The organism is Kitasatospora sp. NPDC002551 (genome assembly GCF_040296005.1).
Classification (GTDB): Bacteria; Actinomycetota; Actinomycetes; order Streptomycetales; family Streptomycetaceae; genus Kitasatospora.
Map to the genome: position 1 here is coordinate 381,499 of NZ_JBEOWI010000001.1, position 11,862 is coordinate 393,360.

At 65.3% G+C, this 11,862-nt stretch carries 8 protein-coding genes, 1 tRNA gene and 1 other RNA gene; 4 read left to right on the forward strand and 6 right to left on the reverse strand.

Going from position 1 to position 11,862, the window contains the following annotated elements; translation table 11 throughout:
* Positions 1–46: 46 nt before the first annotated feature.
* An RNA gene (gene ffs, locus ABT093_RS01685) (signal recognition particle sRNA small type) lies at positions 47–143 on the reverse strand.
* A 131-nt stretch (positions 144–274) separates the two neighbouring features.
* On the opposite strand from ffs, the gene ABT093_RS01690 reads away from it, so the two are divergent.
* Positions 275–362, forward strand: a tRNA-Ser gene (locus ABT093_RS01690).
* Between the two features lie 164 nt (positions 363–526).
* On the opposite strand, the gene ABT093_RS01695 is transcribed toward ABT093_RS01690, so the two are convergent.
* Positions 527–1,282, reverse strand: a complete 756-nt coding sequence (locus tag ABT093_RS01695) for an HNH endonuclease (RefSeq protein ID WP_350558758.1) — start codon at positions 1,280–1,282, stop codon at positions 527–529.
* Positions 1,279–2,628, reverse strand: coding sequence for an AAA family ATPase (locus ABT093_RS01700; RefSeq protein ID WP_350558761.1), 1,350 nt, complete (start codon positions 2,626–2,628; stop codon positions 1,279–1,281). The genes ABT093_RS01695 and ABT093_RS01700 overlap by 4 nt, the downstream gene beginning before the upstream one ends.
* 256 nt (positions 2,629–2,884) lie before the next feature.
* On the opposite strand from ABT093_RS01700, the gene ABT093_RS01705 reads away from it, so the two are divergent.
* Genes ABT093_RS01705 through ABT093_RS01715 form a run of 3 tightly spaced genes read left to right on the forward strand, consistent with a single transcriptional unit; the run spans position 2,885 to position 8,987 of the window.
* Positions 2,885–5,848, forward strand: coding sequence for a DEAD/DEAH box helicase family protein (locus ABT093_RS01705; RefSeq protein WP_350558764.1), 2,964 nt, complete (start codon positions 2,885–2,887; stop codon positions 5,846–5,848).
* 23 nt (positions 5,849–5,871) lie between these two features.
* Positions 5,872–7,425 (forward strand): restriction endonuclease subunit S, encoded by a 1,554-nt coding sequence (locus ABT093_RS01710; RefSeq protein WP_350558767.1) that lies wholly within the window; start codon positions 5,872–5,874, stop codon positions 7,423–7,425.
* The gene (locus ABT093_RS01715; RefSeq protein ID WP_350558770.1) at positions 7,422–8,987 is read left to right on the forward strand and encodes a class I SAM-dependent DNA methyltransferase; all 1,566 of its coding nucleotides are present in this window, start codon (positions 7,422–7,424) and stop codon (positions 8,985–8,987) included. The genes ABT093_RS01710 and ABT093_RS01715 overlap by 4 nt, the downstream gene beginning before the upstream one ends.
* Positions 8,988–9,320: 333 nt before the next feature.
* On the opposite strand, the gene ABT093_RS01720 is transcribed toward ABT093_RS01715, so the two are convergent.
* The 3 genes from ABT093_RS01720 to ABT093_RS01730 all read right to left on the reverse strand — a co-directional run bounded on the left by ABT093_RS01720 (position 9,321) and on the right by ABT093_RS01730 (position 11,660).
* Positions 9,321–10,565, reverse strand: a complete 1,245-nt coding sequence (locus ABT093_RS01720; protein ID WP_350558773.1) for a tyrosine-type recombinase/integrase — start codon at positions 10,563–10,565, stop codon at positions 9,321–9,323.
* A 14-nt stretch (positions 10,566–10,579) separates the two neighbouring features.
* The gene (locus ABT093_RS01725; RefSeq protein WP_230055129.1) at positions 10,580–10,885 is read right to left on the reverse strand and encodes a helix-turn-helix domain-containing protein; all 306 of its coding nucleotides are present in this window, start codon (positions 10,883–10,885) and stop codon (positions 10,580–10,582) included.
* Positions 10,886–11,150: 265 nt separating this feature from the next.
* Complete coding sequence (locus ABT093_RS01730) at positions 11,151–11,660, reverse strand: helix-turn-helix domain-containing protein (protein WP_350558776.1); 510 nt, start codon at positions 11,658–11,660, stop codon at positions 11,151–11,153.
* Positions 11,661–11,862: the final 202 nt, after the last annotated feature.

Consider the following 11,862-nt stretch of genomic DNA (forward strand, 5'->3'; position numbering starts at 1 on the left):
AACGCGTCGTCCCTCGACCCCAAGCCCCGATCCCCTGCCCCGGGAACGCAAAGACCCCTCGCGCACCCGCCAGAGCCCTCCTACCCTTGCTGCCTTCCGGCCCTGGGGGGGTTCAGAGAGATAACGCCACACGAGGGGCTGCCCCCCACAGTACCGGATCTCGGCCCCACCCCTCCACCACCACCCCCACCCCCGCATCCGCAGGCCACCCCCTCCGCCCACCTGCGACATACGTGGTCGCGACCACCCCGAAACATGTACTAAGCTCTCCCTCGGAGGATTCGCCTAGAGGCCTAGGGCGCACGCTTGGAAAGCGTGTTGGGGGCAACCCCTCACGAGTTCGAATCTCGTATCCTCCGCCATGGCTGACCAGCCATAACGAAGGCCCCGGCCGCCCAGCGGTCGGGGCCTTCGTCGTTGCGTGGTCTCAGTTCTGGTCTCAGTCGCCGATTACCTACGACCGAACGCCTTGCTCCCGAGTGATGCCAGCACTTACGTTCCCTGAGGCAAGCAGCCGTGAGCTGGCTCACTGCAGCAAGGACGCGCGCAGCTCCTCGTCCCGCAACAGGGCCACGATTCGAGGATCCACATCGATGAAGATCGAGTCAGCGTTCACCGACACGGCCTTGTGTAGAGCCGCATAGCAGACATCGGCGAAGGGTTGGTCACGCATGCGCCAGATGCAATAGCGCATGTCATCGAGCCGGCCATCGGCCCGAGCACGTGCCCACTCCTTCAAATCGCCGCCCAGGCTCCGCCAGGCACGCTCCCTGGCTCGTGGACGCTTTCCCTCGTTGAGCCCGCACACGTCGATCGTCCACTGACCCTTCCTCGAACCTTCCACCGCGCGGTACATGCCGCTCTCCAGGCCGAGGTCGAGATGCTCGTTGGGGTCATCGCGTGCCGGATCCACAAGTAGGGAGCCAACCAGCCCGTCGCCCCTGTGCTGGTCTCTCTTGAACCGGGAGTTGCAGGTGGAGCAGGCGAGCAGGAGGTTCGGCCAGTAAAACGTCCGGAGCGCACAGCGAGACTTAGGAACGAAGTGGTCGACTGTGTCAGCCAGGTGGTTACCGCAATACATGCAGCAATCCAGACCTGGAGCCATGCCCTCCAGTACGTCCTTGACCGGCCGGTAGACGTCACGGCGCACGGTCTTACGCTCCCACATCCGGTCCGCGTGCTCAGTGCGTTCGACTATCGCGGTGCCCGCGAGCTCCTGTGTCAGTCTCAGGAGCTCGGATTCCAGTTCAGAGGGCAGACGCGGCCGTACGAGTTTGATCACGTACGGTCCTCCCCTCTCCTCCTCGCCCCTATGTCGAACTCGTCCAGACGTGTGGACTGAGAGCTTGCTAGCTTCATGCGCAGAGATCTGAACCGCTGCATCATCGCGGCGTCGGCCCTACCTGTCCCGACTGCATACTCCAGGTCAGCCAGTTCCTCCCGCATCTCCTCCGCGCGGCGGGAGAACGGAGACTCCAGCCCGAAGAACTCCGACAAGACCGCGTCATCCCCCGTCCCGAAGACCACCCTGCCGTAAGTCTTCTCGTCCACCACTTCCGGTGGAGTTTGTTCGTCAGGGCCGGGAAGTCTGATCAAGCCGCCAGGGTCGGCAGCCTGGCAGATGTAGGGGCTGTGCGTGCTGACGATGAACTGCACTGCTGGGAAGTGGGCCTTGAGCCACTCGCCGATGCGCTGTTGCCAGGACACATGGAGGTGGGCATCAACCTCGTCGATGAGGACAACACCCGGGTGGGGCAGATAGGGCCGGCTACCGGCCTGGGACAGCTCCAGGGCGCCGTAGGCGGTGTGCATCTGCCGCACGATGTCCAGGACCAACGCGGTGACCGTACGCAAGCCATCACTCATGCGCCGGAGCGCGGTAAGGGGCCCCTCACCGTCGACTCGCCGCAGCCACAGCCCCCGCGAGGTGACCTCCTCGACACGGAAATCTCCGGGCAGTAGATCGTCGTTGAGGAGCGCGAGCACCGATTCGAGCAGCCGCCCAGCCCCGGCTTCGCCTTCCAGTTGACGCAAGTGCAGAGATACAAGCCAGTCGACCGACTCAATGAGGGCCGATTGCTCCTCGAAAAGGGTGCGTAGGGCCGCAGTGCGGTCCGGGTTATGTGCGTTCCGTTCGTAGAGCCCAGTGCCAGTCAGTCGCCGGAAGGGGCCATAGCCAGCGGAAAACCAGCCGGCGGGAGGAGAAGGCGACCACAGCAGGCGCGCGAGCTTCCCACCCTCCTGGGGGGTGAAACGCACCCGTGTCGGTGGCTGATCGTCCGGCGTGACCGGATCCCGATCGGGCCCCCACAAGATTGCGACTCTCAGCCGCCCAGCTGTTGGAGGTGCCCCGAGGTCGGCCTCCCCGTCCGTGTGGAGCGACAGCTCGACGAAACCACGAGTCCTTCCGTAGGAGAGATGATCCTCGATCTCGTCGTCCAGCTGGCTGGACCGGCGTTGCCCTGCCAGCGCCAAGGCGATCGCCCTAAGCAGGGTCGTCTTCCCGGAGCCGTTACGCCCCGCGAGCACCGTCCAGCCTGCGAGACTTCCGTCCGGGCGCGTGAAGTCGAGGTCGCAGGCGCGGGCGCCGTGGAACCCACGAACGCCATCGAGCCGGAGCCTCGTCACATACACCGGACTATCCCTCTCCTGACCTTCCTCATCCCTCTGGCCTCATAGCTTCATGGCCTGCCGCAATCTACCGCCCACTCTACGGATGCACACTGACAGCGCGCGTCGCAGCCTGTGGCTGGATCCGGATGGTCGGAGCCGGGCGACCCGAGACTCACCGTACGCGCGTACGTCGACTGATGTAATGAGTGAGACTCGCGGGCTGAGTCAGGACGCGTCGGAAGCACGGAGTAACGAAATACAGGGAGGGGCCGTGACCGCTGCTGACTTGCAGGCGAGCGAACGGGCCGAAAGGGCTCTGCGTGAAGCTGGGTGGCGGGTCTGCGCTCCGCACGAGCGCGACCTCAAGCCAGACGCCACAGCTGTCCGCACCGACCATCCGCAGGACCCTCACCTCCGTATGTACCTGCTCTACGTCGCTCGCGACCTCTGTGGCCTCGTCGTGGCGGGAGCGGTTGACCCGGACGAGCTGATGGCTGAAGCCGACCAGCTCGCCGCCCCGGTGGCCGAGCATCACCCAAAGCGCGCTTGGCAGGGGCTCCCCCTGCCTTTCTGCTATGGAACCAATGGCTACATGTGGCGCTTCCGAAATGCCCTCGATGTCCAGCGCCTCGACGGCACGCCTGCTCCCGGCGCTCCTCAGGGCGGCGCACGTAGCCGTTACGTCTTCGCCCCAGCCCGCCCAACCACCGTCGCCCGCTGGAAGCGAGAAGCCATGCGCTTTCCCGAGGCGCCGACCCTGCGAGCTCGCCTTCGGCAGCTGCCCAACGTCCCCCTCGACCCGCAACGGCAGCTGTACAACGCCCAGCGCCGCGCTATCGAGGGCCTGGAGACGTCCTTCGCCGCGGACAGCCCCCGTGCCCTCATCCAGATGGCGACCGGTGCCGGCAAGACGTACACCGTCGTTCAGGCTAGTCATCGGCTGCTCAAGCACGCTGGCGCCCATCGGGTGCTGTTCCTCGTCGACCGCAACAATCTGGGCGACCAGGCGTTTATGGAGTACCGCGGGTTCCTCCCCACGGACTCGAAAAAGCCACTGCACGAGGAATTCCCGCTGAAGCACCTGTCAGGGGGCAGGTCGGGACTTGCCGACTCCGACAAAATCGTGATCACCACGATCCAGCGGCTGTGGTGCAAGCTCTCCGGCGGAACGGCGCCCGAGCCTGGCGGCAAGGACGAGGAGAAGTTTGAGGCTGGAGGCACCGCGGGACTCGAGGCGGCAGTTCCCAAGGTCCGTTACTCGGCCGACCTCCCGCCCGACTACTTCGACTTCATCGTCATCGACGAGTGTCACCGGTCCATCTACGGGCGCTGGCTCCCCGTGCTGGAGTACTTCGACGCTCACATTGTGGGTCTGACCGCGACCCCTATCGGGCCAACGTTCGCGTTCTTCCAGGAGAACCTGGTGAGCGAGTACACGTACGAGGAGGCCGTCGCCGACGAGGTCAACGTCGACTACGACGTCTATCGGATCTCAACGAAGATCACCCGCGAAGGGTCGGTGATCAAGGCCACGACCCCGACGGTGGCTCCCGACGGCACTGTCGAACACCTGAACACTGTTCTTGCTCACGTGGACCGCGTCACCCGGAAACAGCACTGGCGCCAACAGGACGAGGATGACGAGTACACACCCAGCGAGCTCAACGCTCGGGTGGAGTCCACGAGCCAGATCCGCACGATCATCCAGACCTTCAAGGACCGGTTGTTCACAGAAATCTTCCCGCCGGTCATCGATCCGGCGACCAGCGAGATCATCCACGAACGGAAGCGCGTTCCGAAGACTTTGATCTTCGCGGCTACGGACCAGCACGCCGAGTCGATCGTGACAGAGGTGAATCGAGCTTGGGGTGCAGGAGACGATTTCTGCAAGAAGATCACCAGCGCCGCGAGCCAGCCGGGCAAGGCCATCCGTGACTTCCGCAACGAGCCTGAGATCCGCATCGCCGTCACTGTGGACATGATCGCTACCGGCACGGACATCCCCGCCCTGGAGTGCCTGGTCTTCATGCGGGACGTCAGGACTTGGTCGTACTTCGAGCAGATGAAGGGCCGTGGCGCCAGGAGTATCAAGCCGGAAGACCTGCAGAAGGTCACTGAGGACGCTCTCCGAAAGGACCGCTTCGTCATCGTCGACACGGTGGGCGTAACGGAACACGCCATGGTTGACGCACGACCCCTGGTTCGGGACGGGCAACCGGAGGTGCCGAGCCTGGAACGACTCCTGGAGGCGTGCGCGAACGGGCAGGCCCTGTCGATAGACGATGTCGCCACCTTGGCCGGCCGCCTGAGCCGACTGGGCCAGCGCCTGGACGACGAGCAGCTCGCCCGGATCGAGGGCAGCGCAGGCGGGTCAAAGCTCACCGAGCTGGTGACCGGCCTGGTCCTGGCGGCTGACCCGGATCGGCTAGCGGGAGAACGGGTACGGGCAGTAGCCACAGAAGGCGGCGCAACGCTCTGGGATGGTGAGACTCACGGAGAACCAGCCGACAGCTCGACCGACGAAGTGCTGCACGAGGCGCTGCGTCCATTCGTCGAGCGCGAAGCTCTCCGCAAGGCCCTGCTGGAAGCTGTGAGGTCGCGCAGTTGGATCAAGATCGACCACCTCAGCCGGGATGGCGGCGTCATCGCGGAGGGCGTGACCGACGTCATGCGCGCCGAGCGAACGATCCTGAATTGGCGGGCGTACATGGAGGACCAGCGGGAGCGGTTCGCCAGCCTTCGAATCGCCTTCGAGGAGCGCCGGCCGCTGAACGAGGTGCGGCAACGGATCGAAGAGGTCCTGAGCCTGGTCAGCCCACCCCAGCAGCGCTGGACCGACAAGCAGCTGTGGAAGGCGTACGTGGATTTCGGGATCGCGCGGGAGGGGCGGCGCCGGGGAGCAGGGCTACCGGAGCTGCTGTCGGTGTTGCGGTTCGAGCTAGGACTGGACGGGGACGAGTTCCGGCCGTATCGGGATACCGTGGAGGTCCGCTTCCAGGAGTGGCTTGCGCGCCAGGAGACGGCGGGGGTGACGTTCACCGAGGAGCAGCAGAAGTGGCTGCGCCTCGTTATGGGCGTGGTCTCCACGTCGGCGACGGTGTCACTGGAGGCGTTGGACCAACATGCGCTGTGCCGTGATGAGGGTGGCTGGAGCAGGTTCAGGAAGGTGTTTGAGGGCGACCGTCGCTCGCCGAACGAACTGATTGACGAGTTGGATCGAGAACTGGGTGCGTGAGCGTGGCTAGCGTTGATGGCGGCTTGGAGGAGACCAAGCTGCCGGAAGGGTGGGCTTGGGCCACCGTTGCTGAAGTCGGCGAGGTGGAGCTGGGGCGCCAGCGTCATCCCGACTGGCATACGGGTCCCGAGATGCGGCCCTACTTGCGGGTAGCCAACGTGTTCGAGGACCGTATCGACACTACGAGCCTCATGGAAATGGACTTCTCTGGGGTCTTCGAAAAATATCAGCTTCAAACAGGTGACATTCTCCTCAATGAAGGCCAGAGCCCACACCTCGTGGGGCGCCCTGCATTGTATCGCGGCGAGCCTCCGGGAGTGGCTTTCACCAATAGCCTTCTGAGGTTTCAGGCCGATGACGGGGTCCTGCCCGAGTGGGCGCTACTCGTCTTCCGTCATCACTTGCACTCCGGGCGATTCATGCGTGAGGCGCGCATCACTACGAACATCGCACACCTCTCGGCCGCTCGGCTGAAGCCCATTGAATTCCCCGTTCCACCCACTGCCGAGCAGCACCGCATCATCGACGCCCTCGGCACGCGCCTTACTCGGCTGGACGAACTCGAGTCACGCCTTGTGGCTGCTCAGCAGCGCCTGGAGAAGCTCCGCGACTTTGTCATGACCGCCGCGGCAACAGGTGCCCTTGCCTGGGATGCCGACCCGCAACACATGCCTATCGCTGGCTCAATAGCGGTCAAGGACGGCGTATTGCCCCCACTTGCCTCGGGGTGGCAATGGGGCCGACTCCAGGACATCGCCGATGTCGTAGGGGGAGTCACAAAGGACTCCAAGAACCAGCACAACCCGGACCTGCCCGAGGTACCGTACCTGCGCGTGGCGAATGCCCAGCGCGCCCGGCTGGATCTCTCACAAGTAGCCAAAATCCGGGTTGCGCCAAAGGCCCTCGATAAGCTCCGTCTCCGTGACGGTGACCTTCTGATGTCCGAGGGCGGTGACAGAGACAAACTCGGACGAGGATGGATCTGGGAGGAGCAGATCAAGGACTGCATTCACCAGAACCATCTGTTCCGCGCACGGATTCAAGGTTCGCTCACGCACCCCAAGCTCCTTGGATGGTATGTAAATTCAGCTGCACGCTCTTGGTTCGAGGCCAATGGCAAGCAGAGCGTGAATCTCGCTTCCATCAGCATCTCCAAGGTCAAACTGCTTCCCGTCCCAGTGCCTCCACCAAACGAGGAGAAGCAGGCAGCCATCGTTGAACTGGGAGAGCGGGTCCTCGCACGCTTTGATCACCTTGTGACAGCCTGCGAGAACGGCCTCGCACACGCCCACGCCCTCCGCTACGCCCTCCTCGCTGAAGCCTTTGCTGGCCGCCTCGTCCCTCAGGATCCGAACGACGAATCCGCTGAGGATCTCCTCAAGCGCATCCGTGCCGAGCGTGAGGCCGCTGAGGCAGAACGGAAAGCGGCCCGTAGGGCAACCCAGGGCAGGCATAAGAGTCCCGTTGGGCCCAAGGCGTCCGCTCCCGCGCAGGCGCCGCCATTGCCGACCCGTACATCCGACACACCCCTTTCCGAGGGCGAACAGAACACTCTCCCCCTGGAGTTCAACGCATGAAGCTGGAAGCTCGCCGTCTCGTCGACCGGCTCTGGAACTACTGCAACGTACTCCGCGACGATGGTGTCTCAAGCCTCGAGTACCTGGAGCAGCTCAGTTTCCTGGTGTTCCTCAAGATGGCCGCCGAGATGGAGGAGGCCGGCAAAACCCTCCACGCAGACAAGCGGCGCCATGTATTGCCCGACACCGCGGAGTGGCGAGGCCGGGGCTGGTCTGAGTTGCTGGACCTCACAGGCAGCGCGCTGGAGGAGGAATACACGCAGCTGCTCACCGACCTCGGAAAGCAGGACGAGGGCCAGAACACCACCCTTGGCCTGATCTTCTATCGGGCTCGTAACCGCCTCCAGAACCCAGCTAACCTTCGCCGTCTCATTGTTGACCTGATCGACAAGGAGGACTGGTTCAGTGCAAGCAAGGACATCAAGGGCGATGCCTATGAGGCACTGATCGCCCGCAGCGCCGAGGACACCAAGGCTGGAGCCGGGCAGTACTTCACGCCCCGTGTACTCATCGAGTCCATCGTGCGGTGCATGCGGCCCACCCCGGACGACACGATCACGGACCCGGCCTGCGGGACCGGCGGCTTCCTGCTCGCCGCGCACGACTACATCGTGCAGGAGCACGGGCGCGACATGTCTACAGAGGAATCCGCCCGCTTTGATGAAGGCGCCATCTGGGGCACCGAACTTGTCCCCGCGACGGCCCGCCTCGCCGCGATGAACCTCCTTCTCCACAAGATCGGCAGGCCTGACGGCAAGCCCCTCATCCACGTGGAGGACGCGCTCGCTAAGCGGCCAGCCCCTGGCAAGCGGGCTTCGCTGGTCCTCGCCAACCCGCCCTTCGGCAAGAAGTCCTCGATCGTGATCACCAACGTCAACGGCTCGATCAGCCGCGAGGACATGTCCTACCACCGTGAGGACTTCTGGGAGACCACGACCAACAAGCAGTTCAACTTCGTCCAGCACATCGCGAACCTGCTGACCGACAACGGCCGGGCTGCAGTGATCCTCCCGGACAACGTCCTCTTCGAAGGCGGCCGAGGGGCGAGCATCCGCCGCGAACTGCTCAAGCGCTACAACCTCCACACCATGCTGCGCCTGCCCGCCGGCATCTTCTACGCGGGCGGAGTGAAGGCAAACGTCCTGTTCTTCGATGCCGCCCCGCCCCGCCGCAGCAACGACGAGCCCCCGCACACAAAGCAGCTCTGGGTATACGACCTGCGGACCGGCAATCGCTTCACACTGAAGCAGAACCCGCTGCTCCCTGGACACCTTGAGGACTTCGAGAAGCGTGTGTTCGGGGTCGGTGAGTGCGACCGCGGCACCGCAATCGCCCGGCGCTCGCCCGAAGGACGCCTCCAGGTCTTCGACGGCACCGAACTCGTCGACACGAAGGACGTCAACCTCGACATCGGTCTGCTTGACACGAGTGACGACGCCGCCACACAGGCCAAGTCCCTGCCTGAGCTGACACTCGCACTATCAGCGGACCTACGCGGAGCGCTGGCCGAGCTGGAGCACCTGGCAACAGACTTGGGCGTGAAGCTGCCACCGCTGGTGTAACAACTGCAGCAGACGAGCCCTGTCCAAGACCTGTCAGGGCTCGCCCGCTTATCGTCCGGTCACCACTCGTCGGTGTCGCCGCACTTCCCCGGATGTTGCGCTCGGTCGATAGCCTCCCGCTGTGCACACGCCTCGTTGAAGGCATCCTCGACGGCCGCCCTGCCTGTGCCTCGCTCCTGAGCTTCGACCACGCACTCCGAATGAGATCCGGCTTCACATAGTTCAGAGAAGCCAATGTTCAAAGAAGCCGATCCGGCTGCGCTTCTCGACCACCCAGAGCCCGACGGCATAGCCGCCGGGCTCTGGCGTCAGGTGATCGGAGCTACCAGGGGATCAGGCCGCATCCTCGTCGGGGTCCTCTGGGCCAGATCCGACGTCGCCCCACAGAGCCGCGCCGATCTTCCTGCCGACGTTGTTCAGCATCGGCTCGGTGACGTGCTGGTAGCGCTGGGCCATCGAGGTCGAGGACCAGCCCATGATCGCCATCACGATCCGCTCCGGCACGCCGAGCAGGAGGAGCACGGTCAAGGCGGTGTGGCGGGCGTCATGGAGGCGGCCGTCACGGATGCCGGCCTCGCGCAGGAGCCGCTTCCAGTGGTGGTAGTCGGTGCTGGGGTTGAGCGGCTCGCCGGTCTCCGAGGTGAAGACGTAGCCCTTGTCCGTCCAGAGGCCGCGGGCGAGGGCCCGCTCGCGGTCCTGCTCCTCCTTGTGCTGCCGGAGGATCACGACGAGTTGCTCGGGCAGCGGCACCGCGCGTCGCCCGGCTCGGGACTTGGTGTCCTTGGTCTCGCGCCGGATCGGCTCCTTCTTCGGGCAGAAGCCGGGCTTGCGCCCGCAGCGGTCGCCACAGCCGTGCTGGTACTTGGGCCGCAGCCGACCGCGCTTGACCCATGCGACACCGCGCTTGAAGTCGACGTCCTTCCACTGGAGCCCGAGCACCTCGCCCTGGCGCAGGCCGATGGCGAGCGCGAAGATCCAGCGGGCGGAGTTGCGGCGCTTGCGCGCCGTGTCCATGAGCGCCTGGACCTCCTCGATCTCGAAGGGCTCGACCTCCTCCTCTTCGAGCTTCGGGGCCTTGGCGATCGTGGCCACGTTGCGGGTGAGGTGGTCGCGCCGCAGGGCCTCGCCGAGGGCGACTCGGATGGTGCGGTGGGCCTGGTGGGCGGTACCGGCGGCGCTGCCGGCGGCCTGCATCTTCTTGTAGAAGCGCTCCAGGTGCTCGGGCTCCAACTTCTCCAGGCGGTGCGCGCCAAGGCCCGGGACGAGGTGCACGCGGACAGCGACCTCGTATCCGGCGTACGTGTTCTCGCTGACGGCGCCCGGCACGATCTCGGTGATCCAGTGGGTCAGCCACTTGCCGACCGTCCACTTCTGGCCAGCCTTGGGCACGGTGCCGTTGTCGCGCAGTTTCTCCAGCTTGCGGACCTTGGCCGTGACCTCGGGGCGGGTCTTGGCGCTGACGTGGCGGCGGTCGGGAGTGCCGTCGTCCTTGACCCCGACAGTGACGCGGCCGTGCCAGCGGCCGTCGCTGCCCTGGTAGATCGAGGAGTCGCCGTTGGGCTTGCGGGTGTTCGCCATTCGGTTTCCCCCGCTCAGGCCGCGAGCGCGACGGTCGAAGGGGCAGCCTGCGTACGGGCAGCCACGTACTCCTTGAGCGCCTCGGCAGGCACCCGGCGAAGACGGCCGATCGTCACGGACGGGACCTCGCCCGAGGCGACCAGGGCGTACATGGTCGTCCGGCCGACGCCGAGACGACGGGCGGCTTCCTCCACGGTGAGGGCGACGAGCGTCGGGTCCGGCACCTCCGTGCCGCAGTTGGCGACGAGGGCAAGGAGCTGGTGCTCCGTGAGGCCGATTGCGCCGGCAAGGCGCGCGAGGGACAGGGGCGTTTCAGGCATAGGTGTTCCTCCCGGCGGCGCGGGGCAACGCGCCGCCGTGGCGACTGTTGGGATGGGCGGTGGGTTGATGGGCTGCCGGGCGGCCCTCGACGTTCGTAGCGCCGGGGGTCAGGCAGCGGGATAGGTGGTGGGCGGGGCGGGCACACTACGGCGGCCCCGGCCGGAAACGAAAAAAGATCTTGGGCGCGTGCGCCGGTCTGGCCTTTTTAGGTTTCCGGCCGGGTCGCGGCGAGGATGCCCCAGGCGGCGAGCTGGGCGGGCTCGCTTACCGGTCGGCCGAGGGGTCCTTGCGGAGCGGGTCCCACTGGGAGTTGGGGGCCGGGTACCACGTGGGCTCGGCGCCGGAGGGGCCGAGGTCGACGCCTTGGGCTTCGAGCCGTTCGGCGATCTCCTCGTACGTGCGCAGGGCCTCGTCGTACCGGGCCTTGGCGGCCTGTTCGAGGTCGTGGGCGGTTCTCCACTCCTGCTCGGCCTTCTCGACGGCGAAGCCTGCTTCCTGCAGCTCGTAGTCCGGTTCGTCCGGGCCGGCCACGGCTTCGGTCATGAAGTTCGCTGGCGGGACGCTGAGTGCCTTGGCCAGGCCGATCACCTCGTCGAAGCGGACCGGGCGGGTTCCGTTCTCGATCTTGGCGACCTGGGTCTGGTGGAACTTGAAGCCGAGCCGGGTCATGCGTTCGGCCACGTCCTCCTGGGAGAGGCGGGCGGCCTTGCGCAGGACCTTCAGGTTGTGGGCCACGAGGGCCTCGCCCTCCAGAGCCTTATACCGATGCACCATGGGGTTGACCATACCAACCTCCTTCCGATTGCGAGTAGGCGCGACGCGACGGCAGGAGCGACTGTAACAGCATGAAAAGCCCAACCGCCAAGCGGTTTGCCTGGACCTTCACGACACCTTCACGAATCAGTTCGGCCAGCAGAAATGCCGAGAGAGGTTGAGATTGCCATGCGTGAATCGCTTGACGGGTAGTCGACGCCCC